The organism is Ensifer sp. D2-11 (assembly GCF_054161295.1).
Genome location: NZ_CP096435.1, coordinates 847,789 through 873,957, shown reverse-complemented (window position 1 = coordinate 873,957; position 26,169 = coordinate 847,789). Strand labels below are relative to the sequence as shown.

Here is a 26,169-nt window from a genome sequence, read left to right as displayed (position 1 = left end):
GACTGGTCGCCGCGCCCTCATGTCAAAGGGCGAGTTCGCTGTCCTTGATATCGCTGAGCGGTGCGAGCATCGAAAGTTCGAATGGGCGCAACTCGCTGCGGGCGGCCGTGAGGTGCGGCCAATCGGGATTGACGAGTGCGCCGCGGCCGAGCGCGATCATGTCCGCTCCGGCTTCCATGACCTGCTCAGCGCGCGCAAGATCATGCAGGCTGCCATTGGCGATGAGGAAGAGACGCGGCGCATGCCGGCGAGCAAGCGACACGAGAGAGATGTCGCCGCCTTCGAAGGCCGGTTGCCACGCTTCGAATTCCGTCACATGAGCGAAATCGGCCGGGCTCTCGGCCAGTGCCTCGAACACTCTCGCCGCGCCCTGTTCCCGCTCCGCCCATTTGTGCCGGAAGTCGTTGACCTTTCCCTGAGAGAGACGCAGGCCGAGCGGCACGAATGGGCCGATAGCCGCGCGCACGGCCTTCAGCACTTCCAGCGACAGACCGAAGCGAGCGACGATGTCGCCGCCCCAACGGTCCTGGCGATGGTTGGTGTAGTCGGTGAAGAACTGATCCAGGAGATAGCCGTTGGCGCCGTGGATCTCGATGCCGTCGAAACCGGCGACCTCGATCGCCAGGCGCGCGGCACCGGCGAAGCCCTCTACCGCGGCGGCGATCTCTGCTTCGCTGATCTCGCGCGGCATGGCATAGGGGCCGTCGCCGCGGTAGCCGGTCATCTGGCTGCCCTTCGGGCGAACGGCCGAGGGACCGACTGTACCGGAACGGTGAGGATTGCCCTGAGACAGCGCGCCGCCATGCATGAGTTGCGCGAAGATGCTGCCGCCGGCCGCATGGACCGCGTCGACGACGCGGCGCCAGGCATCCGCCTGTTCCCGGTCGGTCAGGCCGGGTTGGCCCGAATAGGTCTGCGCATAGGCCTTGTCCGTGTAGATGCCTTCAGTCGTCACCAGACTGAAGCCGCCGCGTGCGAAGCGCTGATAGTAGCGCACCATGCGTTCGCCCGGCACACCGGCGGACGAGGCGCTGATGCGTGTCATCGGCGCGACCGACAGGCGGTTGGCGAAATCGAGACCTTTGAGGCCGGTACCGGTGAAGACCGGTGAGGGGATGATCGCCGGCGCGTTCATGTCAGCGGCTCCCGTCGAGCGCGATCGCTTCGATCTCTACAAGCGCCTCAGATGAATAGAGAGAGGAGACCTCGATCATGCTTTCGGCTGGATAGGGTGCGGAAAACCACTGGCGACGGAGCTCGACGAGCTTCCCTGAGTTCGCCATGGAGCGCAGGAAGATCGTGGTCTTGACGACCTTGTCGAGCCCGGAGCCGGCGGCTTTAAGCGCGCGGTCGAGATTGCGGAAGGCCTGTTCGGCCTGGCGGTCGAAGTTGCCCTCGCCGACGATCTCGCCATTGTCGCCGATAGCCGCTTGGCCCGAAACGAAGACGAAGCCGTTGGCCTTGATCGCCTGCGACAGCAGGAACGGGGCATAGGGGTCGGGCTCGGTGACGACCTGTTCGAGAGGCATGGGATGTCCTTTCAAGACTGGAGACGGAGTAGTTTAGGCGCATCCACGTCAGCGACCCCCGTCGAGCGCGATCGCCTCTATCTCGATCATTGCTTTTGGCGAATAGAGGGAGGAAACCTCGATGATGCTGTCGGCGGGATAGGGCGCGGAGAACCACCTGCGGCGCAGCTCTACAATCTTTGCGAAATTATCCATGGAGCGCAGGAAGATCGTGACCTTGACGACATTGTCGAGCCCGGAACCGGCGGCCTTCAGGGCGCGATCGAGATTGCCGAACGCCTGCTCGGCCTGGCGGTCGAAGTCGCCCTCGCCGACGATCTCGCCATTGTCACCGATCGCTGCCTGGCCCGAAACGAAGACGAAGCCATTGGCTTTGATTGCCTGGGAGAGGAGGAACGGCGCATAAGGATCCGGCCTGGTGACGACCTGTTCGAGAAACATGGGGTGCCCTTTCATGCTTGAGTTTTTCTCAGCTCGGCGTGTCGCCTTGCTTGTCGAGAGCAATATGTTTGTCCCTTCGTGCATTGACAAAGGAGCATTTCTCAGCCGATAGATGAGTTAAATTCATGTATGGGGAAGCGATGAGAAAGTTGCCGCCGCTTGGGGCATTGAGAGTGTTCGAGGCCGCTGCCCGCCGGCTGAGCTTCAAAGACGCAGCCGAGGAACTCAACGTTTCAGCAACCGCCGTCAGCCACCAGATCCGCCAGTTGGAGGAGATGCTGAACGTCAAGCTCTTCGAGCGCGCAACGCGACAGGTGCATCTGACCGCCGCGGGAAAGACGCTGTTTCCGGTGCTGCGCGACGGCCTGGACCGCTTCGAACAGGCGCTCGCAGACGTGCGCCGTCAGCAGGCGGGGCAGGTCGCGCGGCTCACTTCCACCGTCGCCTTCGTCGCGAAGCGCCTGGCGCCGCTCGCAGGTTCGTTTCGCGAGACGTATCCCGATTGGACGTTGCGACTCGACGCCTCCAACCGGGCCGTCGATCTGGAGGCGGATGCGGACGCGGCCATCCGTTTCGGCGGCGGGAACTATCCTGGTCTTGTTACGGAGCCGCTGTTTGCCGATCGCTTCGCGCCGGTCTGCGCGCCGCGCCTGTCTCGGACGAGCGCTGCCGATCTCAGGCATGCGACGCTCATCCATTTCGACTGGGGTCCGGCACGGCGCGACGATCCGCGCGCGCCTGTGTGGCGGCAGTGGCTGGCACGGGCCGGCGTCGAGCACATCGACGCGAGTGCGGGTATTTCCTTCACCGACGAGATCCATGCGGTCCAGGCCGTGGTGGCGGGGCAAGGGATCGGGCTGCTGAGCCTTACGCTGGTGGCGGAAGAGCTCGCCTCCGGCATCCTCGTCCAACCCTTCGAGTTGTCGCTCGAAGGCGACCGCTGCGATCTCGTCTACAGCCCGCGCATGGCCGACCGGCCGGCGACGCGTGTGCTGCGCGACTGGGTGATGGCGCAATTCGGCGGCACGGCCCATCAACTTGGCCCGCGGCCAAATGCGCAGCCTCGCGCTTCGAGCGTTTGAAACTACGCACTTCCGCACGGGAAACCGTTTCGCCCTTTCCTGGAAGTGCTCCAAGGGGATCTCAGGCGTCGTGACATGGACGCCCAGCCGACGGCGCCTGCTCGCCGGTGATCGCTTTGCGGCTCTTGCGCTGCCGCGGTCTGGCGCTGGCTCAAACGGCAGGCCGCAGCACGGGTTTCACTGACGGCGCGGCAAAGGAGCTGGTCAGGCCCCGCCAGTGTGTGAGGATAGACCAGGAGGTCGGCCGCCACCACACCGTCGCCGGCGCGTGCGGATCTGCGGCTTTGAGCGGCGCGCTTGGGAGCTGGCGCGACCTGATGTTGGCGGCGGCCGTCGTTCAATCGACGCTCGGGATTAGCCCGTCGGCCTATCAGGACGCCTGAGCGGTCATGGGACAGGCTAATGCCGCGGTTGCGGTTGCCTGCATCCTGGAAAGGGCAGGGCAAATAAACAACGCCGACGCCTACCTGCGTGATCTCACGCGAAAGGCGGCGCGCGGCGCGTTTTCGCTTGGTCCGATGCTGATGGCGCTGCTCAGGGCAAATGATGCGGGAGAGCGGAGGGCGCTATGACTCAGCGTTCATCTGCAAGCTGGCCAATTCCGCTGTGGTTCTGGGGGGACGAATCGACGACGCTGTAACTGCTTCTAGGAACGGCTACGATGTAGTGGCGTTCCGCCGGTTTATAGCCCATCGACCGCTGTCCAAAACCGACAAGATGGGTTCCCAGGTCTGCTTGAATCGCCGGCACAAAGTAATACCTTCCATGTATCTGGGATTACCGAGGACACGCAGATGACAACGACAGTTACACCTAAGGGGCAGGTGACCATTCCGAAGCCAGTGCGCGATTTATTGGGCATCGTTCCTGGAAGCAAGGTTGACTTTCGCCGTGCTGTCGACGGCACGGTCGTACTGACGCGTGCAGACAAAAAGCAGCCAGCGAGCCGCTTTGCGAAGTTGCGGGGTCATGCCGGCAAAGGACTCGATACCGACTCCATCCTGGCCCTGACCCGTGGCGAAGCGTGACGTTCATCGACACCAACGTCCTCTTGGACGTTGTCACAAATGACGACAATTGGGCAGATTGGTCGATTGCTCAACTCGAAGCGGCGAGTCTAAACGGGCCCTTGCTGATCAACGATTTGGTCTACGCGGAGCTGTCGGTCAGATAAGATCGTGTTGAGAACTTTGAAGTATTTCCTGAGGAGGCTGGATTGGAGATGACGCCAATTCCTCGAGCCGCACTCTTCCTTGCAGGAAAAGTCTTCACGCAATATCGCAGGGCAGGAGGATCAAGGACTGGCGTCCTACCTGACTTTTTCATTGGCGCGCATGCTGCAGTTAGCCAGCTTCCGCTGCTGACGCGCGATAGCGGACGGTATCGCACCTACTTTCCGTCGCTGTCGCTGGTCACGCCAAACCCATAGCGGTGTCTGAATTGGTGCGCGTTCCGCACGGCTTAGACAATCAGCCGAGCCGCTCGGCCGTTCTTCCGTTCCGCGTTGTTGTAATAGCTCGCCGCCTGGCTCACTGATTTGTGCAGAGACTGTTGCATTGCTTCGGGCAGGGGGATGCCTCGATTGGCCGCCTCGGTCAGATAGCCGGATCTTAAGCCATGAGCCGAAAACAGCGCCGGATCGAGCCCAGCCTGTTTGCAGCGGCCCTTCAGGATCAGGTTGATGGATTGCGGCGTCAGTGCACGGCGATCGACGTTGCCCCATTGGTCGATACGGCGGAAGATTGGTCCGTCCTTGACCCCGGCTTCAGCCAGCCAAAGCTTCAGCGCGGTCACAGGCCGGCCGATTAGAAGCACGTGTTCGTCGGCATTCGTCGTCTTGGTGCGCCCGAGGTGGATCGAAAAACAGGGGAGGGGAGCGGATGTGGCATCTGCCGGGTCGGCGCGCACCGGCTCTTCCTCGACGAGGTCTTCAAGGCGAAGACCCGCGATCTCAGAACGGCGGCGACCGCCGGAGGCGAAGGCAGTCAAAAGCAGGGCGGAATCGCGCAAGTCGACCAGCCGATCGCCGGTACAGGCCTCAAGAAGTTTCGCCAGGACATCACTGGTGACCGCCTTGTTGCTCTTGCGCTGCCGGCCGCTCGCCTTCACCGCCAGTCTGAACTCACTCTTCAGCGACGGAGCGCCGAAAGAGCCGGCCAGGCCCCGCCAGCGCGTGAGGATCGACCAGGAAGTCAGCCGTCGCCGCACCGTGGCCGGCGCGTGCGGGCCGATGGCTTTGAGCAGATGGCCGGCGCGCAGGGCGCTTTCCACCTCGATAGGCATGCCGTGGGCCGGATCCTCAGCGCGCTTGACTGGATCCCAAAGGTGGTGGGCGACGAATTTCAGGAGCAACGCTTCCGGTGCCGGCCAGGGGAGGGGAGTGCCGGTCACGAGCTGACACCAGGCCTCGAGATAACCGAGATCCGAGGCAAGCGCCCTAAGTGTGTTTTCGCCCATGCCCTCGCCGGCGAGATGTTTCAGTGTCGCGACGTCGTCGTCGGTCAGCAGCGCTGCGAGCTGGTCACGCCGGTCGACGCGCAGGATGGCGCTGAGCGCATGGAGCGCTTCGGCTCGGCTGGCAATGGATGTCGATGGCACGATCGTCATCGCGGCAGCCCGTCCTCGTCAGAGAGATCATCGTGCGCCGACGTCAAATCACGTTCTCGCCTCAGCTCGCCTTCCGCAGCGAGCCTCCAAACTTGGTCGGCCGAAGAGTTTTTTCCACCCTCGACCAGCTCGCTGCCACGGGCGGTAGGCCCTTTGTCAGGAACCGTCTCGGCGATTTCGTCTGCGGGGGGGTCATCCGGGGTCTCTGAGAAGGAGGTCAGCTGCGCGACAGGCGAGCCGCCGCGGCACACATAGACTTCGTCCTGCCGAGACGCCAAATCGATCAGCTCTTCCAGCCGTTCGGCCGCCTCCTCGACATCAATGAAAATCCGCATTGGCTGGCTACCAAACCCGTTCATGCAGCACCGCATCGAAGGCGCCGTCGACGGAAACAAGTGCACAATGTTCCAGCCGCGCCTGTGCCGCGAGAATACGGTCCCACGGATCGCCGTGGTCCCATTCGAAGGCCGCGGCCAGTTCGGCATGCAGATCGGTAATGGCAAGGGTCTGCAAACCGCTGTCCGAGACTGCGGCACGTAACTCCTGCGGTTTGAGATCGAGCTTTTTCAGCCGCATCTTGTTGTCCAACTCGTAGAAGGAGACGGCGCTGACCAGGATGATGTTGGCCTTGTCCTCGATCAGCAACCGTGCCGTCACGGAGAGGCGATCACTGCCGATTGTCCACCAATAGACCGCGTGGCTGTCGAGCAGAACCTTCATTTGGAGGTCTTGCGGTCGTCGGGTTCGCCCCGCCAGATGCCGACGTCGTCATTCCAGTCGCCGGCATCTATTGCGGCCTGTTCGGCGTCGTCCGCGTCGAACAGGTCGTCCGGCAGCCCACGCTGGCGTAAGAGGCCGAAGGGGCGCTTGCCGCCGTCGGCAGGACCGATGCGCGCGTAGACTTCATTGCCGCGCATGATGATGATTTCCTGGCCCTGGTTGGCGCGTTCGAGCACCTCGGCGAAATTCTTGCGGGCTTCGCTGATCTTATACGTGGTCTGGGGCATCGCGATCTCCGCTACTCGTTCAGAAGTCACCTTATCATTGCTCCGCGTCGCGTACAACCCGCATGTACGCGTTACTATCGATACTTGAAACCTATCGATAGTGAGATTGCTTAAAAAGCGGCGTCCGGATGACGGAATAATACAGCCAAATAGCTTCCGTTTGTGAAATTAAGACGTCAATTTAAATGGTTATCTACGAAGCCAAGATGCGGAGGGGCAGCAACTGGGTGTGCCACTGGTGTGGCTTTTGCTTCTCCATTGAAGCGCTAGCGGTAAATCCGATGCCGAGCTTTGACTAAAGGGCTTCACGCCGAGCTGGAGGAGGAGCTTAGAAGCCCACCTTTCGCGCCCGTCGAATCGTCTGAAGGTGCGCCCGGCGGAGGCCAGGTCAATGGCGGGCCTTGCACTTTCTCTAATTCGCCCCTATCTTTCGGGGTGTATTAGAGGGCGAGCACATGGAACATCTGACAACGGCACAGGCGGCTTTTGTGGTTGACGCGCCGCTGGACACCTTCAAGAAGGTTGTCGAGCGCGCGCCGATCAAGCCGCAACTTGTAAAGCGAGGCGGTCGAAGCATCCGGCAGTTCGGTCAGGCTGAGTTGGTGTTTCTCCATGCCTATGACGAACTCAAACAGGCGCTTACACCCAAGAGCCAGTCCGAGTTCTATGAGGCATTGCGAACTTCTGTTAAGCGAGGTCCTACGAGGGAAATCACGTTCGGTAAACAGCGCTACGACATTGGTCAGCACCTTCTGTTCGTCGAACGCAAACTGAAAGAACTCGAGAAGCTCACCGCTCAAATCGACTTATCCGGTAAGGAGCCGGTCATCCGAGGGACGCACATCGAGGCGCATCGCATAGCCGCTCTTCTTGACGCTGGCTCGACGATCGAAGAGGTCCTTCGTGACTATCCCTCCTTGAAGGAACAACAGGTCGTCGCGGCTCGCGTCTATGCGGAGGCGCACCCGAAGGCGGGCCGGCCTTATCCAAAGCAAACAGCAAAAGCGGCCATGCGCGCAGCCGATCTTAGTGCGCTGGACGACTGAGCTTGAAATACTTGCTCGATACGAATGTCCTGAAGGAGATTGGTCGGCCCGAGCCGCACGAAAATGTGTCGGCTTGGCTCGATACGATCGACGACACCGAACTCGCGATCAGCGTGATCTCGGTTCGGGAGATCTCGAAAGGCATTGAGAAAAAGCGGAAATCCGACGATGCCGTGGCAAATGTGATCGCCAAGGCTGCTGACGCCATCTTCGCCGCCTATCAAGGTCGCATCCTCCCTGTCGATGAGGCTGTCGCGCGTCGTTGGGGGCAAATGCTCGGTCAATCTGACAAGAATGCCGACGACACCGGATTGGCGGCGACGGCGCAGGTCAATGAACTCATTGTTGTTACCCGCAACGTCGCTGATTTTCAGAGACGGGGCGTCACAGCGCTTGATCCGTTCAAAAAGCCTGCCAAGCCTGTCCTCGCATGAGAGGTGCGATGATGAACGCGCTGGATGGTCAGTTCGCTTCGCCGAATCTCTGATCGAGCCGCTCTCGACAACTGTGATTCCACGCAAATCCGCCGTCGGCGCGTGCCCAAATTTCAGCGTGTGAAGCGTGGCGTCCAGCTTTCGATCAGTTCCCGCCGACGCGAACGAGCTGAGCGGATTCGATCCCGGTATGGCGGGTGCAGTCGTAGCCTTGGCCGCAGCGGGCGCGACACCGATCACCTCGTGTGACGGAGGTACGATCGGGTTCAGCTATCACTCCAGCGACGTCCCGAATATCCTCTTCGCTGCCTCGGACACCATTGATGTCAAAGCCATTCAGTACGCCATAAACGCGGCTGATCTAGGGTCGGTCGCCAACGGACCATATGCCGAGATCTATGCCGACCAGGTGCTTAAATTCCACGCGTTCGCCTCACACTTGATCAATGCATTGCAACGAGAACGTTGATTATTTAGGGAAAAAACGAGCCAATCACCATGGTGCCCTACGCTCTTTTGGCATTATGCGCGGCGCTGATGATACGATGTGCTGCTGATTTCGGTTGGGGCATGGGAAGCTGACCGCTCGGCGTGCTCGATGGCACCGAAAGGCCGTTCGCGCATTCTTCGGTGGGCGTAGTAGCCTAGCCAATGTCTTAGTGTGGATCGCAAGCTCGACGGCGGCAAGATTGATAGCGCCGGAATTCAGTAGCGCCAGCCATCCACGCGCAAGATGCAGGGGCGCTACCAAATTGTGTCCATAGCCAAAGTGCACAGTGATTGAACGAACAGAGCCGTTCTTCACGAGCGTGTTGGACGGCTTGTTGCTGTGATGTTCACTGTTTGGGCCAAGAAGATCGCATAATGTATCCGGCCTTTATCAACGAAAGGCCGCCCGGTTTGAGACGGAAGGACGGTGTTGAAGTGGAGCCCTTCCGACCCGGACGACTACGAACGTGCGATAGAGCACCATCGCTAGAGGCAGTCATCGAATATGGGTGGTGAGCGTTAGATGGGAGGTCGAGGATTACTGCAATGGGCAGCGTCCGCTTGAGCAGGCAATCAAGCGGCTCGGTAAGCAGAAGTCGGCCGCATGACATTTAAACGGCGGCGTGTTGGGACCACATAAGAAACATGAAAAAGCAGGCGATACCGATTGAGCAACTCGCACGCCTCCGGCGTATCCGGGGCCTGGCCCGGCTTATGGACACCGCGCTCCGAATTCCCGGCACCCGCGTCTCGCTCGGTGCGGACTCCGTGCTCGGCTTGATCCCCGGCATCGGCGATTTCGGCGCTGCGGCGGTCAGCCTCTTCATCGTCAACGAGGCGCGCCGTCTCGGCGTGCCGAACGACAAGCTTCTCAAGATGCTGGTCAATGTGGGATTCGACACCGTCGCCGGGAGCGTCCCGGTGGTCGGCGACGTCTTCGACATCTATTTCAAGTCCAACCGCCGCAATCTCCAACTGGTGCTCGACCACTTCGGACTTGATCACGCTGACCTTGATCGATCGCGATGATCAACGGCCGCCGGCCGGAACGGTCATATCGACCACCGCGGCATTGTCCTGAACTTCGCGCAGACCTTTGTAGGAGGCGTGGCGCTTCTACACGCAGCAAAAGCCTTTTTATTTGTTCTATGCAGATTGATGAGGACCAAAACTGGAGCTGCTCAGCGCATGGAGGCGAGCGAAGCCATTAGCAAGTCGGCAGATGAGGTTGGCCATAGCCACCGGGCTTCGGACCGTTACTGTTGTTCTGGCAACTCGTCTGGACGGATCACGGGCGTTCTTCCGACGTCAGGAGCGGGCTCGACCATTTCGGTGTCGCCGACTGTTGGCGGCTTCAGAACTCCGTCGCAATCATCAAGCTTTTCTGTGAGCGTCCCCCGATTGGCGCCCGCACCCGGAGCGACGCGGCAACGCTCATTCTGCGCCAGTTCCGGGGTCGTTGGAGAGTGCTGAAGTTGTGAACAGGGCGGCGATTGCAAGTAATGGGGCGACGACGAAATCTCGGGTCAGTTTGTGCCTCATAGGACTCGTCCTTCAGTTTAGGCGCCGCGGAGTTGCAGCCCTTCCGTGGCGATACAGGCCCCGAAGTTGGGATCTCTAGAAAACCCGAGCTCGCCAGCAATAGTTCCGGTGAGTAGCTGCCACGCGAACGCCAGTCACAGACAGCCCATAATGGGTGGAGCCCAAGGTGAGCCTTCGCCTTACGCCTCTGAGGCAGAGCTGCCATCGCAAGCTCTGTCGAGATTGGTGTCTCTTCCGCCTCGTCCTCACTTCGCTGCCTGGGATCAGCCGAGGGATAAGCAATCGACTTCTGGCAACGGGGCGGTTTATCGTCCGACCTACCGATCTGAGGATGCGGCGGAGCGCCATGCAGAACTGCTCGAGGACTATACCCGTGCAGAACCTCTTGCCTGGGCAGAGCGGGTAATCGCGCAAGCGCGGGAGCGGCTGGCGGCGCGGAAATAGAGACACGTATTTCCTTTCCCAAGCGGCGAGGTGCAGCTTGACGCCGCGGGAGCAATTCTTTGCAGATTGCCGATACGGAGATAATCGGCCAACTTCCATGGGGTTTTCGACACCGAACTCCTGTTCGAGCATCCGGTGCGCATTCATTATCGCGGTGGAGGCGGCGACGAACTCACGGAAAGGGACGGCCACGGAATCCTCGACTGTCACCCTCCGGTGTGCCTGCGCGCGTGTTCCGACTGATGGGCAGATTGTCTCATGGTGAAGAGTTGGAATTCTCGACCATCGCTGTCGGCGCCGCGAACATCATCGCAGCGACTGTATGTTCCCGCACTGTGCTCCGAAGATCGCATAATGTATCGAACGGACCTGGTGGTTGGTTGATAGACCGCGCGGATCAGCCACAGGCCGCGCCAATCATGAGGGCTGGCGATTGCGGATAGGGTGAGGTTCGGCGAGGAAGCGGTTGCAACCTTGGTCGCCTCAGATGCATCGCTTGGGAGCGAGGTCCAGGCCATGCGGCGCTCTGTTCATAGCGTGAAGGGCGCCTCGAAATTGGTCTGCGATTTGGGCTCTAGCCCCAGTCGTTGGAGCTAGGGCCAACATCGGGCCAAGAGTCAACCTGATGCGTCCTCGAAATCGAGTCTCGTCCAGATGCGCCAGCATCAAGCGAGGCACGCGTATGAAGATGAGTGTCACACCGTCTCGGGGGAGGTCGCCTAATCTGGACTAGAGGTCACGACCACCCCTTTGTCCTCCCGTCAGATGGTCTGCTGAGATTGGCGCGACCTTTTTCGTTCCGGCGCACCGGTGCGAATTTGGAGTTGGCCGAAAATCAGGACTAGGCATCACCCCTGCGGCGGCCGCCAGTCAGCCGACGGAATGACGTTGATCATCCAAGGGACGCCAAACCTGTCGATCAGGGAACCGAAGCCAGGCGACCAGAAGGTCTCAGCAAATGGCATGACTGGCTTGCCCCCTTCGGACAACTGATCGAACCAGCGTTGGGCCTCGGCCTTGTTCTCCGTGTGCAGAGTGACATCGAAGCCGTTCTTGGGCTTGTCAATGTTCCGGGCCCATCCGACGTCCATATCAGCGCCCATCAGCGCTTGGTCGCCAACCTCTAGCCAGCAGTGCATCAGCCAACTCTTGTATTTGGGGTCGTTGATCGGCATGTCGGGCGGGGCTTCACCGTAGGAATGAGCGGCGGTGATCTTGCCACCCAACACCTTAGCGTAGAACTCAAACGCCTCGCGGCATTGCCCTTGGAAACTAAGGCTGGTCACAATCTTCATGATCTCCTCCTTATGTCGCCATGAATTCGGATTTCGGGCGGAAACGGCCATTGAAGTTGCTCTCTATTGGGCCGCTGCTTGTTCAGATTCGGGAGGTGCGCGATCAGGCGTAGGTAACCTCCGTCTCTGTCGGCACTTGCGTCCGTCGTACTGGCGAATCCAATCTCGATTGCCCGTCCGGTGCGAACCCGAACTTGCGTCGAAGGTTGAGATCAACGTAAATCTTCTCCGGTGTCAACCTTGAGCCTGAAGCGCAAGGAGGCCGTCTTCGTCGAGCGGGCCTGATCGCGGAGGTCGAGTATCGGGCGTGACCCATGAGCGGAAGTTGAGGCATCCCTCGTTTGAGGGGATCAGGGGGATCCGAATGCTGAGGTGAGTGACGTCGTCGGTCCAAGACGTCGCGACGCCAGCCGAACAGTTGCGACGGATGAATGCCGATCCGATGAGCGATCGCCGAGATGCTCGCGCTGGGCTCCAGTGCCTCGTTCCAGCGTGACTGCTCGCCATCGACTATGGACCCCGATGTCGGCGAACGATTTATCTGGACGGTCGCGCGCAGGCGTTCGAGCCATGGTGGCGTTAATTGCGGGCCGGTAGGCTCATCAGCCCAAAAAAAACAGGAGAAGGCCTAACGGCCTCCCCCGAAATCGTTACTGGGTCTTCAAGCCATCAAGCAACGCTTGGTGGAACCGGCTCGGGTCCTGGATCTGCGGTGAATGGCCGAGGTCTTCGAATTCCACCAACTTTGCGCCCGGGATAACCTCGACCGCTTGCTTGCCGAGCTGCGTGTAATCGCCAAGGGTCGAAGCAATCTGCTCGGGAGCGCGGTTAGCGCCCGGTGCCGTCTTGTCCGTCATCCCGATCATCAGTAGGGTCGGCACCTTGATCTGGCTGAATTCATGCACTACTGGCTGCGTAAATAGCATGTCAGACGTCAGCGCCTGGTTCCAGGCCACCTGCTCGCCGCCTTCGCCACGATACATGCCGGCGCTCATCGCCACCCACTTGTCGTATTCCGGCTTCCACTGTCCGGAATAATAGAACTTCTGCTGATACTGTTTGATGCCGTCGAAGCTCGTCTTCTTCTCGCCCTCGAAAGCCGCATCGATGGTTTGGTAGGGGACGCCCTTCGCCTTCCAGTCCTCGAGCCCGATCGGGTTGACCAGCACCAGCTGCTCGGTGATACCCGGGTACATCAGCGCAAACCGCGTCGCGAGCATCCCGCCCATCGAATGGCCCACCACCGTCACCTTCTCGATGCCTCGGCTGTCCAGCAGCGCCTTGGTGTTCTCCGCCAGCTGGTGGAAGCTGAACTGATAGGCCTGCGGCTTGCTCGACTTGCAGAAACCGATCTGGTCCGGCGCGATTACCCGGTAGCCGGCCTGGGTCAGACTGTTGATCGTGCCTTCCCACGTGGCGCCGCAAAAGTTCTTACCGTGCAGCAGCACCACCGTGCGCCCATTAGGGTTCTCCGCCGCGATGTCCATAAAGGCCATCTCCAGCTGCTGCCCCTGGCTTGAAACGGCCAGCATCTCCGTCTTGAACGGATATTCGAACCCTTCCAGCCGTGGCCCATAGGTTCCCTGAGTGACGCCCGGTTGGTCGCCGTTGCTCTGCGCGCTGGCGGTTGTGGGAGAGAGACCGGCGATAAGAACTGACGCCGTCATGCACGATAACAGTAGACTTTTTTTCATGAGTTTTCCCAATGAGACGCTCGCATTCTGCGGGCGCGGGCCTCACTTGGTTGCCTTAGCGCAGTACAGCAAGCTCCCTCACGAGGCTGTGAAAAGGTGTTATACCACGGCGCGCTAAAATGTTGGCCCACCCGAATCCGGGACGCATGCGCTGCGAAGCCCTTGCGAGGCCGCGGCGGACGTTTGCCATCCGGACGCTCGCGGCCCTTGTTGACCTTTGCCGTATCGAGGCGATGCCGTTTCGATTTGCTCGAAGATAAAGGCCTGCTGCTCGTCGTCGGTGGTTGGAGAATCGACATCCCGGACCGGGCGGCATATTGCCTGCTTCGGATCGCCTCAGTCGGGTGGGCTCACCAGCTATCCGACGGCATATGTGCGCCAGGAGCGGCTATTGCCAATCGAATGCTCTAACGTCGCGTTCGGGGCGAGAGCAGACTGGCCACTTCGTTAGATTGGCAGCGGACAGCTGACATTCATTCATCACGACGCAATCAACATCACGCCCGCCCGCCGAGCAGGTATCTGCCTAACGCGCCGAGCATGCTCTCCCAGCCGGAACGATGGCCTGCGACATCATCCTGCCCGTCGAAATAGAGACCCTGCTCGACGAGCCGCATGCGTGTTCCGTCATCCGTTTTCTCAAATGAGACGACGACCGTGCCAGCAAAGGTGAGCCGGCCTCTATCTTCAAGCGACATTGAGTAGACGATCCGCTTGCCGGCTTCGATTTCGAGGTAACGGTTCTCGTTGACGTAGTTTTGACCGCCTGCCGGACCGAAGCGGCAGATATCGACGCTTCCAACGGCGAATCGAAACCGGTCGAAGCTCAGTTCCCAACCCTCTCCGGGATCGCTCCATGCCCTCTGGGCTTCCTCCTTCGACCAGGCTGCAAAGACAGCGTCAATCGGCTGCGCAAAATCCTTCGTCAGATCGACCGTACCTGCAGTAAAGCTCATGTCTATATCCTTCCGCTCCGGTGCTTCAGAGATGGACGACATTGGACCGGATCGATTGTGAAGTTCAGCGGCAGACTCGACGGCATCGGGGCATTTGTGCCAGATTTCGATGATGCCGATACGCTCGCGTCCTACAGAACCGCTTCGTGTTTCGATCCTGAGCTTGCCCGAAAGCGGAACGATGGCGGCCTTTGGTATGCACGAGGTTCTCAGCGACACTCGGACCAATGACGAGGCGCTGTCCCGGCCTATTCACCCTGCACTCGTCGCAAGCTGCCGCGGATCATTCCGGTCGAGCACCGGATTACGGGTCACACCCGAAAGCCGTCTGAATAGCGACGACGCCGACGTCATCATCGTCTGTGATATTCACCTGTCTCGCGATGAAACGCCTGAAGGGCGGTGGCCGGAGGAGATCGAATGGGTGCGCCGACACGTCGATCGTGGCTCTCTCGTATGTTCGACCTGCAGCGGCGCCGTGCTCTTGGCCGAAGCCGGCCTGCTCGATGGAGCCGACGTGGCCTCGCACTGGACCATGGCGGAGCTGTTCCGTGACCGCTATCCAAGTGTCAGGTTCAGGCCGGAGCGGATCCTGTGCAACAGCGGCCGCGGCGGCCAGTTGATCACCACAGGCGGCGCGTCTTCGTGGCAAGATCTCGCGCTCTACTTGATCGGACGCTTCTGCGGAGCAGAAGAAGCGGCTCGTGTCGCGCGCCTGTTTCTGCTCGGCGATCGCGGCTATGGCCAGTTGCCGTTCGCATCGATGGTGCGCCCGCGCCAACATAGCGATGCGGTCATTTCGAAGATTCAGGCATGGCTGGTCGACAACTACCCGACGGCGAACCCAGTCTCCGTCATGGTCGGTCGGTCCGGGTTGTCAGAGCGCAGCTTCAAGCGGCGCTTTTTCGCAGCCACGGGATATACGCCCGTCGAATATGTTCAGGCCATCAGGATCGAGGAGGCCAAGCAGATGCTCGAGACCGAGAACGTGGCTATCGAGGATGTCGCCGCCTCGGTCGGCTACGAAGATCCGACATTCTTCCGCAAGTTGTTCAAGCGCCGTACGGGCTTGACGCCGGCGCAATATCGCCAGCGCAATCGCATTCGCGGCCTACCCACGTAATGACCGTTTTGCCCCGAAAGCGGCGATACCGCCTCTAACCACATCCCGCTGGATTTGTCACCGTCGTGAAGCGAAGTGCGCAAGGCGCTTGGCTTTATACGGAGACACGCCATGGACTTCTATCACAGTCCCGGAAGCAGCTCGCAGGCCGCGCATATCATGCTGCGCGAGGCGAAGCTTGCCTTTCGGCCGCACAAGGTCGATATCTTCAGCCATACCGTCGAGGGCGGTTTCGACTACATGCAGGTCAATTCGAACGGCTACGTGCCGGCACTTGTGCTCGACGATGGCATGTTGCTCACCGAGAACGTGGCAATCCTCGACTGGATCGCCAACCAGTCGGTTGCCCTTCTGCCCGGAGGGAAAATGGGTCGTACCCGGCATTTGCAGATGCTTGCGTTCCTCTCGACAGAAGTACAGAAGCCGTTTGTCCCTCTTTTTTTCCTGGAGGACCAGGAGGAGCAAGCTCGTCAATGCCATTGGTCTAAACGCCAAAGAAGCGTCAGGAGCGGATTCTTGGCCAGTGCGACCCGAGCGTCTCAATTGGGCCGGAAGCGAACCGACTGCTCTAGACCCATTGACGGACATCTGTTGCAGTATGAGTTAAGCTGAGCTGAGCTTTGCGTCTAACATGGCTCACCTGCTCGTATGGGTCTCGCGGAAAAGTCGAGGCGTCACGCCGAAGCGTCTTTGGAAGACCTGCGTGAAGCGTGCGGTCGGCGCAAGTCCCACCCGCCTTGCGATTTCCTTCAACGGCAGTTCTTGGGAGAGCAAGATACGCGCCGCGTCCAGCCGCACGGTCTCGATACACTGTGCCGGCGTCTCGCCTATCGCAGCGACAAACCGTCTGTAAAACGTCCGCTCCGAGAGGCCGACCCTCGCCGCAAGGCTCGGCACATCCAGCGCGGTATCGAGATTGGCCTGTGCCCACACCAGGAGATCGGCGAAAGGACCATCGGCTTTCGCCTGGGCACGCAGCAGCGGGCTGAACTGAGACTGATAGCCGGGACGGCGTGCGTAGAGGACGAGGCGCTTGGCGACCCGACTTGCAAGCGCGCTGCCGAGATCCTCGCTGACCACGGCGAGGGCCATGTCGATACCGGTCGTCACTCCGGCCGATGTCCAGACGTTGCCATCGACGACATAGAGTGCGTCGGCGTCGACCGTAAGGGAGGGGTAGAGTCGCGCGAGCGGTTCGCAGGCGCTCCAGTGTGTGGCAACACGCTTACCGTCCACCAGTCCCGCCGCTGCGAGCACAAAGGTGCCGGCGCAAACCGACCCGAGTCGTCTGACGGACGAGGCACTCCGCGACAACCACCGCCCTAATTCCGGCGTCCGGGTTGCTGCGGTGACCGCGCCAGCCTCCGCCCCGGCCACGAGGATTGTGTCAACCTGTCGTGGCACCTTCGCCAGTGCTTTGGTTTCGACGACGACACCGCTGCTACTCGGCACCGCACCGCCAGTCGGCGAGGCCAAATGCACGGCATAGCGTGCAGGCTCTCCATCCTCTGCGAGCGCGTGATTGGCGGATGCGAAAACGGAAGCCGGGCCGGTCGCATCCAGCAATTCGAAGTCTTGATAGACGGTAATGACGATATGATGCAGCACTGGCAGGAATTACCACTCTTTTGTCATTCCTGCCAACTCTGTGCGCCTGCTAGTGTTCACACTGGTGGTCAGCCAAGGACCGCGCCACCGCAAGGAGGAGCAATCATGACTGAAGCATCGGAAGCGTCGAAGTCAGCGCCCGAATCCCCCACGTCGGGCTGGCGGTCGATCCAATGGTGGCCCGCGGCTATCGGCCTGGCATTCGCGGCCTTCGTTTCGATTGATCTGCTCAATGGTTCGGAGCACGGAACGGATTTGGCTGCGATCGTCGTCGCCTCGGGCCTCGTGTACCTGGCAGCGGCTGCCTTGGAGATTCCATGGGTTTCCTGGCCGGTATTCCTGCTATCGGTGGTCGTGATCACCGTCGCAAGGCTCGGCCTCATACCGTTCGATGCGACATGGGCGATGCTTACCGTCGCCGCCCTCTTTGCGGTCTATGGCGTGATCCGGGCTCTGAGACGTCCTAACCGCGACCTGCCGCTGCAAGCCATCGCAATGATTGTCTTCGGCGGTTTAGCCACCGTGGCCCTCTTCATCAGCCCCTTTGTGGGAGCGCTGCTGGTAGCGGCGGGACTGGCCGCACATGCCGGCTGGGACGTCTATCACCACGTCAAGAACAAGGTCGTCGTACGGTCGATGGCCGAGTTCTGCTTCGTGCTGGACACTGCTCTCGCGATCGTCATCGTCTTGGCAACAGTGAGAGGCTGAGACGGGCACCCTGCCGTACGTTGCGGCATTGAGGTCGGTCTCCATGCGCTCGCGCTGCGACGCCCTTCGGACAAACGCGCGCAGTGTGCTGTGACGCAACCTTGGCATGGCGTTGACGCTGCTATGTCTGCTTCTGGAGGACGGGAAGGGATGGTGGAATGACCTTGATGAGGCGCGCAGCGGTCGTTGGTGAACCGTGGCGGGAAAGTCGTCTTCGGCTCGCACCGGGAAATCCCGGCCGATATTAACGAGCGGCAGCAATGGTTCGAAGGGAGCCGTTCTTCACGAGCCCTGTACACGGCTTGCCGCGAGGATGTTCGCTTTTCCGGGGCAAAAGATCGCATAATTTATCGACGGGAACCTTGCCACGTGGGATCTGGAGTCCCGCAGCCGATCGCTAGTGTGTTCTCCGACGGAAAAAGTTCCAGCCAGAAGCGCAGATCGTTCGCCGCATTCGCTCAGAGTGACCCCATGATCGATCGAACACCGGGAAATCACTCACCTAGCATGCTATCAAAGACTTCGAGCATTGCATCGCTGATCGCCTTGCCGAGCACGGCCGCACCTTCCATCAGCCCAACGCTGATTAGCGCAACTTCGATCGACAAGGGCTGTGTACGGCTCCCTGGTAGAGTTTCAGCAGAGCTGCTTTCGCATCGGCTGCGGCCGCGCGACGGTCGGAAAGCTGGTTGTCTCTAGAGTTCTTCAAGTCGTCGTCGTGACTATGATCTTATTGAGATGGTGCTAGCGCCTGGTCGCCATCCACAATACATGGCGGGCACCACCGTTCTTATGGTTGGCGCGCACGCTCACTTCGTCGGTGGCGAAGCCAACCTCACGCAATCGGCGTGTGAAAGCGCGATCCGGCGCGGATGACCAGACGGCAAGCACACCGTTCGGGCGGAGGGCAGCCTTGGCGGCCCGAAGACCGTCGTGGCTGTATAAATTGTCGTTGGAGGTGCGCGTCAGGCCATCGGGGCCGTTGTCGACATCAAGCAGAATCGCATCATATGCGGCCTTCTTTGACCGAATGAGCGCGCCGACGTCACCGAGATGGATGTCGACACGTGAATCGTCGAGTGTGCCGACGTGGAGATCTGCCAAATGTCCGCGCGCCCATTCGACGACAGCGGGAACGAGTTCGGCGACAACGACATGGGCATCTTGAGGAAGCACGCTCAGAGCGGCCCGCAATGTAAACCCCATGCCGAGGCCACCAACGAGCATGCTGGGGGTTTTCCGGCCCGCAATCCGCTCGCAGCTAAGCGCTGCCAGTGCCTCTTCCGAGCCGCTCAGCCTACTGTTCATGAGCTCCGTCGAGCCGAGCATGATCGAAAATTCGCTACCGCGCTGCTTCAGGCGCAGCTCGCCGACATCACCGGGAATGGTCGCGCGATCAAGGTGAATCCATGGAAGCATTGGGGCATCTCATTGCGTTGTTCAGAGGCCTCGTAACATGGCGGTCGTGCCGAAGACATCACATTATCGATGAATAGTAGAGTTGCATGCAACCTGGCCGTTCTCGACTGGATTTCTCGTTCCTCTCAGATTTGCGAGGGGAAGCTGCAGCCTACGAACGTTGCCTTCGGTTTCCCGATGAAGTTCAGCATGGTTCGTCGTCCGGGAAACACGCTTTATTGTGGGCGGTTGGACTTCAGCCGAAAAATCGGGCGATGCGCTATTTGGACACCGATGCGTCAGCCCGTCCCGCTAGGCCACACTTTTCGCCGACCCCTATACCGGGGCTGTTGCGGAGCCACGCGCTTGCCTATGAGATGACCCGCGGGCGGCGCCTGATCGCGGTACAGGTGCCAGGGTCCGGTCCAGAAAATAGAGCGTTCAAGGTTCCGCAGTCGCATGGAGTGCTGTGCAATTGGTATCGAAACCCAATGCCTTGATGGAGGGACGAAGTCGGCCGAGATGCCGGCCGAATTGCTGACGTTGATCTCCGCGCTGTCCGCGCAGGGCTTTTCACCGTACGATTTACCGTGGAGCTCTAGTCGAGTGCGATGATTGTGCCGGCTTAATCAGACGCAGCCGGGCGTCGTGGCACGCATTTGGCCAATCTCACTTACGACTGCCAGCCTCTGACAAGCAGGGTCCGCGGTTCGACTCCTTCAATACCGTGATTTCCAAGATTACGCGGCGCTGAAGTCAGTTAGGACGCTAGAACGGCGTGACAAGGGAGGTACGAGCGCCAGAGTGGGCCAGGCGCTCGGACAATCTATTAAAGCACGCGGACGTTTTCTGCCTTGGATTTGCCGGTCTTGCGATCCTGACCCAAGTCGTAGCTGACGCGCTGGCCGTCGCTCAGAGCGCCACCCTGCACTGCGGAAATATGGACGAACACGTCGCTTCCACCATTTTCGGGCGTGATGAAGCCGAACCCCTTATCGTTGTTGAAGAATTTGACTGTCCCGTTCGCCATGATTTGATCTCCAGAGTTCAGCGATGAACGATGGGTCGAAAACCTATAGGCGCGAGGCGGTGGCCGCAATGCCTCCGTTTGTTCTCGAGCGAAACTTGAAAACAGAACGTACCTTCCGTGCTCAAAAGATTGCATAATGTATCGAACGGAACGCCAATTCATGAACGGCTAGTCGCCGCCCGCGAATTGATGGTTTATATGCCGATAGGCGTGCCTCGGCAAAGTTGTCGGCGGCTTCCTCCAACACCTCTTCTGTCCACTGGTTCAGGCTTTTTCCCGAAAGCTCAGCAGCAAGAGCTGCTCGGCGATGGACTTCGGGAGCGACACGAAACATCATCTTTCCTGAATAGGGTCTCTGAGGCTTTGGCTATTTTCCTGCAGGTCTCAAGGTAATCGTCGCGACGCGTGACTGCAAATTGCTCTAGCTCGAGGCGATTCCTTCTCCCGAGTGCTGCTTGCGCCAGGTAGCCGGCGGCATTTCAAACGCGCGCTTGAAGGCCTTATTGAAGGCAGCTTCGGATTCGTAGCCTGTCTCGTAGGCTATCCTGGCGATCGGCTCGCGCGAGCCCCGCAGCCGCTGGGCTGCGACCTGCATCCGCCAATTTGCCAGATAGCGCATGGGCGGCTCGCCCATGACGTTGGTAAATCTGTCGGCGAAGGCGGACCGCGACAATCCGATCTCCTTTGCCAATTCCTCGGTCGTCCAGTGATGCATCATGCGGCCATGCAGCAGGGCCAACGCCCTCCCGACCACCGGATCACGCAGGCCGGCAACCCAGCCGCTCGTATCCGGCGGGAGATCTCCCACATACCGGCGCACGGCCTCCATGAACAGGAGCTCCGCAAGCCTGCCCAGCAGGCCCGGCTCCGCCCGGCCGGTGGAAAGTTGCTGCGCGCCGAAGCGGAATGAGCTTTCGATCCACTCCCCTAAACCCTGTTCCACCTTCATCTTCATAACGCTGGGAAGGATATCGCAGATGGGCAGCCTTGCGGCGTTGGTGCCGAGAAAGCCGCATAGGATCTGCGTCCTTTCCCCGCCGCCGCCGTGGACAATCCGCGCCAGCTTGCCGTCGAAGCCAGGCAGGATCAAGTGGTCGGCCATGATCGGCTGCAGAGCAGCTGCGCTTCCGATCACGTGCTCATCGTTGCGCGGCAGGAGTATGATCTCGCCGACCTGGACGGTGACCTGTGGCTGCTCAGCTACCTTCAAGATGAGGTTGCCCTCGGTCACGTAGTGATAGGCGATGAGATTGGCCGGTTGCGGCATGAAAGGCGCGCAGTCCTCGGGCGTGACTTGCGATGTCACACACCAGGGGGCGGTGAACTCCGCATCGAGGAAAATCCCCCCGCTGAGCCGCATTGTTTTGAAGATATCCAGCAGCGCGTCCATGGCCCCACACGTCCGGCGGATCTGACAAGAAAACAGGCGTCCCGGTCATTACCCGGTAACGTGAAATGCGTCATACCAGTGCCCGGAGAGTAACTGAAAAGGTCGTGCGAAGAAACTCGCGACGGATCCTTTGCGCCGGAATGCACAACGGCCGGCACGCTCCCACAATCAGAGGATCAAAAATGACTGGCTACAGACACCGTCTGCCGCAGCTAAGCGGTGGCCTTTTCCTGACAGATGGCGGCATCGAGACCACGCTGATCTTTCATAAGGGCTTTAACCTTCCTCTTTTCGCGTCATACCTCCTGCTGGATGACAAGGCCGGCCGGACGGAGCTGAAGAGTTACTATCGCGATTATATCAAAATCGCCGAGGAGCGCGGCGTCAGCTTCATACTGGAAAGCCCGACCTGGCGCTGTTCGCGCGGCTGGGGGGCGAAGCTCGGCCACGAGGATCGCACCATTGAGGCCTTCAACCGCAAGGCCATCGAGCTGATGGACGAATTGCGGCAGGAGGCGAGCACCGGCGCGCCGATCGTGATCTCCGGTAACGTCGGTCCCCGCGGCGACGGTTATGCACCGGAAGCGCAGCTCAGCCCGGACGAGGCTGAGGAGTATCACAGCCACCAAATCCGCATCTTTGCCGACACCCGCGCGGATATGGTTGCCGCCGTCACCATGACCCACAGCGGCGAGGCGATCGGTGTCGTCCGCGCGGCGGTCTCTGCCGGGATGCCCGTCGCTTTAGCATTCACCACCGAGACCGACGGACGACTGCCCTCCGGCGAGTCCCTTGGCGAGGCGATCGAGAAGGTGGATGAACTCACCGGCGCGGCACCCGTCTACTACATGGTCAACTGCGCCCACCCTGATCACTTTGTCGATGCTCTCGGCGAAGGAGCGTGGCGCTCGCGCATTCGCGGCGTCCGCGCCAACGCCTCGCGCAAGAGCCATGCCGAGCTCGACAATTCAGACGTGCTGGACCCAGGCGATCCAGTCGAGTTGGCACAGGACTACATGCGCCTGCGCCGGATACTGCCCAATCTTTCGGTCTTCGGCGGCTGCTGCGGCACCGATCATCGCCACATTGAGCAGATCTGCTTTCGCTGCCTCGAAGCGGCCTGAGAAAAAGTGCGTGCGGTTTTCCGCCCGCCTTCCGCTCTAACTACGTTGGAAGATTACGAGATCCTCACACTCGTTGACGATCGGTTCGCCCGTCATGTCAATATCTGAGGCTGCGCTCGCACGCGAGCGCGGCCCTTACGCTATTTCCAGGACAGCTTGCGCTCGTGGTCCGGATCTCTCCAGTATCCCGAGAAAGTGGGCGGCGCACAGCAATAGATGCTAAAGCGAGCGGTGGCTCGACGGCTCGTCCAACTGGCGACCGCACCTGGTTAGGCGTGGTTCTCCCATGGCGCCTCCCTGACGCCGTACCACGTTCCCAAGGACAGGCGGATGCTGGGGATGGAGCCGCTTGGTTGAGGTTATTGGATGTTCAACTTTAAGGCTATCAAGTTGGGCAAATCGTTTTCGATTTGCGTTTGTATTGATGAGCGAATTTCAGAACAAAGCTATTAGACTGTTGGCCGCGTGCGACGGTGAAGCTTCAGTAAGTGACCTCGCACTTCGCCAGCGGAATCTTTTGTTGTCGGCGCTATAGAGCTCTACCGTGCGCTGGGAGGATCGTTTGAGCAACTCGAGGCAGCCATCATGCAAGATGAAGCGAACATTCCCCGTCGCGTTGATCTCGTAGTAGGCGATCTGATGAAGGAATTGGCGGCGATCAGTCACATACACGACATGGACATCATGCAGGCCGGTCACAATGCACTCGACAAGCTGGTTTGTGAGGAATGATCCGTTCGGGCGCTGAGAGCGCGTGCATTTCTTAGCAAACCTACTACCTGTGGAAGCGGAACGTAAAGCCCGTTGAGCAAAAGGCCGAGAAGCCTCTCCCGAAGAGTTGGCAAATATCGTTTGGCTCGAAGACGAAAAACCAGAGGCTCCGCAAGCTTTTGGCGGAAAAGTTGCGATCGGAGAATGCCGAACTGCGCAAGAGGCTTGGCCTGGATTAATCAGGACCGGAATGCGCGGCCAACCGTTTGGCATCCTAACGGCGACACACAAGCTTGAGTTTACTCCCAGTTTCTTATTGGGCCCGGCAAAACGATGCGCTGCTGTTTCCCCGCCGTCACCTCGTCAAAGGCATGTGAGCTGGGACGCTCGCCCGGGAAGCACAGAGCCGCCGCGCACGTGGAGGAGTTGAAGCGCGATTGGTGCGGTCATGCAGCGGCGCCGGTCGCGTTGTCCTTTTCAGCTTTGCTTGGGATCGAGAGTATGAAGACGCCACAACGGAGATTCGTTGTTGAATTCAGTCGGCCTGACGAAAAGCCCCAAAAACCTCAATCTGGGGAGACACAGATCTGACGGCTCTGGCGCGCGAACTGCAAGAGAAGGGCGCATCTGTTCAGTTCACCTGAGGCACCCGCCACGCCTGACGCAGCTGAAATCAGACCGGCTGGCTAGTAGAGCCCCGCCGACGCAATCAGCATCAACACACTGATGCCAAGACCCGCCGCGAAAGAATGCTCGACAATGAGTAGCTTACAAAGCTGGCTCCATGTACCCGTACCCGGGATCCGCTAGCTTGGTCGCTAGGGCGGGCTGGCGGAAGGTCTAGGGCGAATTACGCCTTTGTCGCCCGCAAACATCGGTTCGAACGATAGCGACGACACTGTCCATTGCGTCATCTTTCATGCAAAACCACCGCGCGGACACATAAAATGCCCGCAGCTATTCTGCCGCCCTGATGCCATGGCGTTCAATGAGAGCGTGCGAGTGCCACAGCCGAGCCCATGAAATCTCTATCCACTTACCCCGAATGCCAAATCCCAATCAACTACAAAGGAGACCCGAGATGAAGTCTATCCCCCTCATCGTGCTTGTGTCGGCCACGGTCGGCTTTGGCACCTTGTCCGTTGCAGCTGAAGACGGCGCAAAGGTCACACCATTGATGACCAAGGATCTGCCAGACTATCCGGGCAAGGAAGGGCTCATGCTGTCGGTCGAATATCAACCAGGCGGCTCCTCACCTATCCACCGCCACGATGCCAACGCATTCGTATACGTCCTGGAGGGCTCGATCGTCATGCAGGTTAAGGGCGGCGAAGAAGTCACCGTTGCTGCTGGAGAAACCTACTACGAGAACCCCTCCGACATTCACCTCATTAGCCGCAATGCGAGCACGACGAATTCCGCGAAATTCATCGTAGTACTGCTCAAGAAGAAGGACACGCCGGCCGTTATCCCGGTGGAGTGATCAAGGCGAATATGAGGACAACCGGAGCGTAATCATCCCCACGGCACAGCTGCCTGCTTGCCAAGTTCGATACCTCCAAGCTTGCAGTTGCACACAATGCCCAGCCTCACACCTTCGATGCAGATCGACGAAAAGGAAAGTAACCATGCAACCTCGTCAGAATAATTACTTCAAACTTGCTGAACCGGGCTTTAAACACGTCTTCGCGCTGGAGAGCGCTCTCAAAAATGGTCCGCTAGAGCCGAAGCTGCTGCACCTTGTCAAGCTGCGCGCCTCACAGATCAATTCGTGTGTGTTCTGCATTCATTTGCACACCACAGAAGCTCTCAAAGACGGGGAAGATCCCATGCGCCTCTATTTGTTGACGGCGTGGCGCGAGGCAACGGTTTATTCCCCGCGCGAGCGTGCTGCTCTTGCCTGGACTGAGGCGTTAACCAACATCGCGCAAACCAATGCCCCCGACGATGATTGGAGGCTGATTGAGGCTGCATTTACGGCAGAAGAACGGTCTTGGTTGTCTCTCGCAATCGGTGCAATCAACGTTTGGAATCGGCTTCAGGTAGGCTTCAGGGCTACACACCCTGCTTGACAGCTCGACGTGCGTCATCGGGCTTAATGTCTTTGTGACGCAGCAGTGGAAACCGCTGCGCCGTTCTTGCCGGTGCGAACAGATTTGAGGATTAATTGGGTGGTTACAACCACTTTGCCCTCCAGGCTTCGACGGATCGCCACCATGCAGCTTCTGATCGGTCGCAGGGAGCAAGCGCTTTCGGCTACCAAGTTCGACGACCCCAGATTATGTCATCAACGGCCATGCACCGGGGATGGACTAGCGGACCTGTTTCGGCGACCGGCCCTTTAATGCTTCGGCGGATTACGATCGGAGCCGCCGGCGAGCCCGAGCCTGTCCGGGGAATACATCATGCCCCCACGAGCCTCGAACTAGCACTCGAAGAGATGCTGGCCGACCCCATCGTCCAGCTTGTGATGAGGCGCGATAACATCGTCGCGGACGACGTGCGGCGGGT

The 26,169-nt window shown here is 59.8% G+C and carries 28 protein-coding genes and 6 pseudogenes; 16 read left to right on the top strand and 18 right to left on the bottom strand.

Annotated features, from left to right (window positions below):
* Positions 1-22: 22 nt before the first annotated feature.
* From M1D34_RS30010 to M1D34_RS30000, 3 genes are read right to left on the bottom strand one after another with little or no spacing between them, the layout of a single operon-like run.
* Complete coding sequence (locus M1D34_RS30010; RefSeq protein WP_498784853.1) at positions 23-1,135, bottom strand: NADH:flavin oxidoreductase; 1,113 nt, start codon at positions 1,133-1,135, stop codon at positions 23-25.
* Between the two features lies 1 nt (position 1,136).
* Positions 1,137-1,529 (bottom strand): RidA family protein, encoded by a 393-nt coding sequence (locus M1D34_RS30005; RefSeq protein WP_498784851.1) that lies wholly within the window; start codon positions 1,527-1,529, stop codon positions 1,137-1,139.
* A 48-nt stretch (positions 1,530-1,577) separates the two neighbouring features.
* Positions 1,578-1,970 carry a RidA family protein gene (locus tag M1D34_RS30000; RefSeq protein ID WP_498784849.1) on the bottom strand — a complete coding sequence of 131 codons (393 nt, stop codon included), beginning with the start codon at positions 1,968-1,970 and terminating at the stop codon, positions 1,578-1,580.
* 125 nt (positions 1,971-2,095) lie between these two features.
* Between M1D34_RS30000 and M1D34_RS29995 the strand changes: the two genes are divergently transcribed.
* Positions 2,096-3,052, top strand: coding sequence for a LysR substrate-binding domain-containing protein (locus M1D34_RS29995; RefSeq protein WP_498784847.1), 957 nt, complete (start codon positions 2,096-2,098; stop codon positions 3,050-3,052).
* Between the two features lie 154 nt (positions 3,053-3,206).
* Here the strand turns inward: M1D34_RS29995 and M1D34_RS29990 are convergent.
* A pseudogene (locus M1D34_RS29990) lies at positions 3,207-3,332 on the bottom strand (integrase); the annotation flags it as partial.
* A gap of 10 nt (positions 3,333-3,342) precedes the next feature.
* On the opposite strand from M1D34_RS29990, the pseudogene repC reads away from it, so the two are divergent.
* The 3 genes and pseudogenes from repC to M1D34_RS29975 form a co-directional block, all read left to right on the top strand.
* Positions 3,343-3,624, top strand: a pseudogene (gene repC, locus M1D34_RS29985) (replication initiation protein RepC); the annotation flags it as partial.
* Between the two features lie 222 nt (positions 3,625-3,846).
* On the top strand, positions 3,847-4,080 hold the full coding sequence (locus tag M1D34_RS29980) for an AbrB/MazE/SpoVT family DNA-binding domain-containing protein (RefSeq protein ID WP_498784845.1): 234 nt from the start codon (positions 3,847-3,849) through the stop codon (positions 4,078-4,080).
* A pseudogene (locus tag M1D34_RS29975) lies at positions 4,077-4,481 on the top strand (type II toxin-antitoxin system VapC family toxin). The gene M1D34_RS29980 and the pseudogene M1D34_RS29975 overlap by 4 nt, the downstream one beginning before the upstream one ends.
* A 32-nt stretch (positions 4,482-4,513) precedes the next feature.
* Here M1D34_RS29975 and M1D34_RS29970 read toward each other — a convergent pair.
* From M1D34_RS29970 to M1D34_RS29955, 4 genes are read right to left on the bottom strand one after another with little or no spacing between them, the layout of a single operon-like run.
* Positions 4,514-5,659 (bottom strand): site-specific integrase, encoded by a 1,146-nt coding sequence (locus tag M1D34_RS29970; RefSeq protein WP_498784843.1) that lies wholly within the window; start codon positions 5,657-5,659, stop codon positions 4,514-4,516.
* A complete protein-coding gene (locus tag M1D34_RS29965) occupies positions 5,656-5,994 on the bottom strand; it encodes a hypothetical protein (RefSeq protein ID WP_498784841.1) in 339 nt (112 codons plus the stop codon). The genes M1D34_RS29970 and M1D34_RS29965 overlap by 4 nt, the downstream gene beginning before the upstream one ends.
* Before the next feature lie 7 nt (positions 5,995-6,001).
* Positions 6,002-6,379: a type II toxin-antitoxin system VapC family toxin gene (locus tag M1D34_RS29960; protein WP_498784839.1), complete on the bottom strand. Its 378-nt coding sequence runs from the start codon at positions 6,377-6,379 to the stop codon at positions 6,002-6,004.
* Positions 6,376-6,666, bottom strand: coding sequence for a type II toxin-antitoxin system Phd/YefM family antitoxin (locus M1D34_RS29955; RefSeq protein ID WP_498784837.1), 291 nt, complete (start codon positions 6,664-6,666; stop codon positions 6,376-6,378). Before M1D34_RS29955 ends, M1D34_RS29960 begins: the two co-directional genes overlap by 4 nt.
* Positions 6,667-7,121: 455 nt before the next feature.
* On the opposite strand from M1D34_RS29955, the gene M1D34_RS29950 reads away from it, so the two are divergent.
* From M1D34_RS29950 to M1D34_RS29935, 4 genes are all read left to right on the top strand, one after another.
* Positions 7,122-7,712, top strand: coding sequence for a DUF433 domain-containing protein (locus M1D34_RS29950; protein WP_498784835.1), 591 nt, complete (start codon positions 7,122-7,124; stop codon positions 7,710-7,712).
* A gap of 2 nt (positions 7,713-7,714) precedes the next feature.
* Positions 7,715-8,146 (top strand): type II toxin-antitoxin system VapC family toxin, encoded by a 432-nt coding sequence (locus tag M1D34_RS29945; protein WP_498784833.1) that lies wholly within the window; start codon positions 7,715-7,717, stop codon positions 8,144-8,146.
* Positions 8,147-8,336: 190 nt separating this feature from the next.
* Complete coding sequence (locus tag M1D34_RS29940; protein WP_498784831.1) at positions 8,337-8,615, top strand: hypothetical protein; 279 nt, start codon at positions 8,337-8,339, stop codon at positions 8,613-8,615.
* Positions 8,616-9,280: 665 nt separating this feature from the next.
* Complete coding sequence (locus M1D34_RS29935) at positions 9,281-9,664, top strand: DUF4112 domain-containing protein (RefSeq protein ID WP_498784829.1); 384 nt, start codon at positions 9,281-9,283, stop codon at positions 9,662-9,664.
* 1,805 nt (positions 9,665-11,469) lie between these two features.
* Here the strand turns inward: M1D34_RS29935 and M1D34_RS29930 are convergent.
* The 5 genes and pseudogenes from M1D34_RS29930 to M1D34_RS29910 form a co-directional block, all read right to left on the bottom strand.
* Positions 11,470-11,916 (bottom strand): VOC family protein, encoded by a 447-nt coding sequence (locus M1D34_RS29930; RefSeq protein WP_498784827.1) that lies wholly within the window; start codon positions 11,914-11,916, stop codon positions 11,470-11,472.
* Positions 11,917-12,019: 103 nt separating this feature from the next.
* Positions 12,020-12,349, bottom strand: a complete 330-nt coding sequence (locus tag M1D34_RS29925) for a hypothetical protein (RefSeq protein ID WP_498786192.1) — start codon at positions 12,347-12,349, stop codon at positions 12,020-12,022.
* 217 nt (positions 12,350-12,566) lie between these two features.
* Positions 12,567-13,610, bottom strand: coding sequence for an alpha/beta fold hydrolase (locus M1D34_RS29920; protein WP_498784825.1), 1,044 nt, complete (start codon positions 13,608-13,610; stop codon positions 12,567-12,569).
* Positions 13,611-13,738: 128 nt separating this feature from the next.
* Positions 13,739-13,901: pseudogene (locus M1D34_RS29915) on the bottom strand (IS66 family transposase); the annotation flags it as partial.
* Between the two features lie 206 nt (positions 13,902-14,107).
* Entirely contained in the window at positions 14,108-14,566 is a 459-nt protein-coding gene (locus tag M1D34_RS29910; protein ID WP_498784823.1) for an SRPBCC domain-containing protein, read from the bottom strand.
* A gap of 181 nt (positions 14,567-14,747) precedes the next feature.
* On the opposite strand from M1D34_RS29910, the gene M1D34_RS29905 reads away from it, so the two are divergent.
* On the top strand, positions 14,748-15,689 hold the full coding sequence (locus M1D34_RS29905; protein WP_498786190.1) for a GlxA family transcriptional regulator: 942 nt from the start codon (positions 14,748-14,750) through the stop codon (positions 15,687-15,689).
* A 111-nt stretch (positions 15,690-15,800) separates the two neighbouring features.
* Complete coding sequence (locus M1D34_RS29900; protein ID WP_498784821.1) at positions 15,801-16,301, top strand: glutathione S-transferase N-terminal domain-containing protein; 501 nt, start codon at positions 15,801-15,803, stop codon at positions 16,299-16,301.
* A gap of 24 nt (positions 16,302-16,325) precedes the next feature.
* Here the strand turns inward: M1D34_RS29900 and M1D34_RS29895 are convergent, their stop codons facing one another.
* On the bottom strand, positions 16,326-17,297 hold the full coding sequence (locus M1D34_RS29895; protein ID WP_498784819.1) for a GlxA family transcriptional regulator: 972 nt from the start codon (positions 17,295-17,297) through the stop codon (positions 16,326-16,328).
* Positions 17,298-17,402: 105 nt separating this feature from the next.
* Between M1D34_RS29895 and M1D34_RS29890 the strand changes: the two genes are divergently transcribed.
* The gene (locus tag M1D34_RS29890) at positions 17,403-18,005 is read left to right on the top strand and encodes a hypothetical protein (protein ID WP_498784817.1); all 603 of its coding nucleotides are present in this window, start codon (positions 17,403-17,405) and stop codon (positions 18,003-18,005) included.
* 744 nt (positions 18,006-18,749) lie between these two features.
* Here the strand turns inward: M1D34_RS29890 and M1D34_RS29885 are convergent.
* The 4 genes and pseudogenes from M1D34_RS29885 to M1D34_RS29870 all read right to left on the bottom strand — a co-directional run bounded on the left by M1D34_RS29885 (position 18,750) and on the right by M1D34_RS29870 (position 21,823).
* Positions 18,750-19,424, bottom strand: a complete 675-nt coding sequence (locus M1D34_RS29885) for a spermidine synthase (RefSeq protein WP_498784815.1) — start codon at positions 19,422-19,424, stop codon at positions 18,750-18,752.
* A gap of 808 nt (positions 19,425-20,232) precedes the next feature.
* Positions 20,233-20,433, bottom strand: a complete 201-nt coding sequence (locus M1D34_RS29880) for a cold-shock protein (RefSeq protein WP_331373478.1) — start codon at positions 20,431-20,433, stop codon at positions 20,233-20,235.
* A gap of 199 nt (positions 20,434-20,632) precedes the next feature.
* Positions 20,633-20,831: pseudogene (locus M1D34_RS29875) on the bottom strand (type II toxin-antitoxin system HicB family antitoxin); the annotation flags it as partial.
* A gap of 23 nt (positions 20,832-20,854) precedes the next feature.
* Positions 20,855-21,823: an AraC family transcriptional regulator gene (locus M1D34_RS29870; protein ID WP_498784813.1), complete on the bottom strand. Its 969-nt coding sequence runs from the start codon at positions 21,821-21,823 to the stop codon at positions 20,855-20,857.
* Between the two features lie 182 nt (positions 21,824-22,005).
* On the opposite strand from M1D34_RS29870, the gene M1D34_RS29865 reads away from it, so the two are divergent.
* The 5 genes and pseudogenes from M1D34_RS29865 to M1D34_RS29845 all read left to right on the top strand — a co-directional run bounded on the left by M1D34_RS29865 (position 22,006) and on the right by M1D34_RS29845 (position 25,730).
* Entirely contained in the window at positions 22,006-22,947 is a 942-nt protein-coding gene (locus tag M1D34_RS29865) for a homocysteine S-methyltransferase family protein (protein WP_498786188.1), read from the top strand.
* Between the two features lie 585 nt (positions 22,948-23,532).
* On the top strand, positions 23,533-23,679 hold the full coding sequence (locus M1D34_RS29860; RefSeq protein ID WP_498784811.1) for a hypothetical protein: 147 nt from the start codon (positions 23,533-23,535) through the stop codon (positions 23,677-23,679).
* 35 nt (positions 23,680-23,714) lie between these two features.
* Positions 23,715-23,897 (top strand): annotated as a pseudogene (locus tag M1D34_RS29855) (transposase); the annotation flags it as partial.
* 842 nt (positions 23,898-24,739) lie between these two features.
* Positions 24,740-25,141 carry a cupin domain-containing protein gene (locus M1D34_RS29850; protein WP_498784809.1) on the top strand — a complete coding sequence of 134 codons (402 nt, stop codon included), beginning with the start codon at positions 24,740-24,742 and terminating at the stop codon, positions 25,139-25,141.
* Positions 25,142-25,286: 145 nt separating this feature from the next.
* Positions 25,287-25,730, top strand: coding sequence for a carboxymuconolactone decarboxylase family protein (locus M1D34_RS29845; protein ID WP_498784807.1), 444 nt, complete (start codon positions 25,287-25,289; stop codon positions 25,728-25,730).
* Positions 25,731-26,169 lie beyond the last annotated feature (439 nt).

Bases quoted from the DNA above. Each gene is read 5' to 3' on its own strand.
- M1D34_RS29860 (WP_498784811.1), top strand. From the start codon at position 23,533: ATGCAAGATGAAGCGAACATTCCCCGTCGCGTTGATCTCGTAGTAGGC.
- M1D34_RS29905 (WP_498786190.1), top strand. From the start codon at position 14,748: ATGGCGGCCTTTGGTATGCACGAGGTTCTCAGCGACACTCGGACCAAT.
- M1D34_RS29890 (WP_498784817.1), top strand. From the start codon at position 17,403: ATGACTGAAGCATCGGAAGCGTCGAAGTCAGCGCCCGAATCCCCCACG.
- M1D34_RS29965 (WP_498784841.1), bottom strand. From the start codon at position 5,994: ATGCGGATTTTCATTGATGTCGAGGAGGCGGCCGAACGGCTGGAAGAG.
- M1D34_RS29955 (WP_498784837.1), bottom strand. From the start codon at position 6,666: ATGCCCCAGACCACGTATAAGATCAGCGAAGCCCGCAAGAATTTCGCC.
- M1D34_RS29995 (WP_498784847.1), top strand. From the start codon at position 2,096: ATGTATGGGGAAGCGATGAGAAAGTTGCCGCCGCTTGGGGCATTGAGA.
- M1D34_RS29845 (WP_498784807.1), top strand. From the start codon at position 25,287: ATGCAACCTCGTCAGAATAATTACTTCAAACTTGCTGAACCGGGCTTT.
- M1D34_RS29940 (WP_498784831.1), top strand. From the start codon at position 8,337: ATGGCGGGTGCAGTCGTAGCCTTGGCCGCAGCGGGCGCGACACCGATC.
- M1D34_RS29850 (WP_498784809.1), top strand. From the start codon at position 24,740: ATGAAGTCTATCCCCCTCATCGTGCTTGTGTCGGCCACGGTCGGCTTT.
- M1D34_RS29900 (WP_498784821.1), top strand. From the start codon at position 15,801: ATGGACTTCTATCACAGTCCCGGAAGCAGCTCGCAGGCCGCGCATATC.
- M1D34_RS29910 (WP_498784823.1), bottom strand. From the start codon at position 14,566: ATGAGCTTTACTGCAGGTACGGTCGATCTGACGAAGGATTTTGCGCAG.
- M1D34_RS29950 (WP_498784835.1), top strand. From the start codon at position 7,122: ATGGAACATCTGACAACGGCACAGGCGGCTTTTGTGGTTGACGCGCCG.
- M1D34_RS29880 (WP_331373478.1), bottom strand. From the start codon at position 20,433: ATGGCGAACGGGACAGTCAAATTCTTCAACAACGATAAGGGGTTCGGC.
- M1D34_RS30010 (WP_498784853.1), bottom strand. From the start codon at position 1,135: ATGAACGCGCCGGCGATCATCCCCTCACCGGTCTTCACCGGTACCGGC.
- M1D34_RS29960 (WP_498784839.1), bottom strand. From the start codon at position 6,379: ATGAAGGTTCTGCTCGACAGCCACGCGGTCTATTGGTGGACAATCGGC.
- M1D34_RS30000 (WP_498784849.1), bottom strand. From the start codon at position 1,970: ATGTTTCTCGAACAGGTCGTCACCAGGCCGGATCCTTATGCGCCGTTC.
- M1D34_RS30005 (WP_498784851.1), bottom strand. From the start codon at position 1,529: ATGCCTCTCGAACAGGTCGTCACCGAGCCCGACCCCTATGCCCCGTTC.
- M1D34_RS29865 (WP_498786188.1), top strand. From the start codon at position 22,006: ATGACTGGCTACAGACACCGTCTGCCGCAGCTAAGCGGTGGCCTTTTC.
- M1D34_RS29935 (WP_498784829.1), top strand. From the start codon at position 9,281: ATGAAAAAGCAGGCGATACCGATTGAGCAACTCGCACGCCTCCGGCGT.
- M1D34_RS29920 (WP_498784825.1), bottom strand. From the start codon at position 13,610: ATGAAAAAAAGTCTACTGTTATCGTGCATGACGGCGTCAGTTCTTATC.
- M1D34_RS29930 (WP_498784827.1), bottom strand. From the start codon at position 11,916: ATGAAGATTGTGACCAGCCTTAGTTTCCAAGGGCAATGCCGCGAGGCG.
- M1D34_RS29980 (WP_498784845.1), top strand. From the start codon at position 3,847: ATGACAACGACAGTTACACCTAAGGGGCAGGTGACCATTCCGAAGCCA.
- M1D34_RS29970 (WP_498784843.1), bottom strand. From the start codon at position 5,659: ATGACGATCGTGCCATCGACATCCATTGCCAGCCGAGCCGAAGCGCTC.
- M1D34_RS29885 (WP_498784815.1), bottom strand. From the start codon at position 19,424: ATGCTTCCATGGATTCACCTTGATCGCGCGACCATTCCCGGTGATGTC.
- M1D34_RS29870 (WP_498784813.1), bottom strand. From the start codon at position 21,823: ATGGACGCGCTGCTGGATATCTTCAAAACAATGCGGCTCAGCGGGGGG.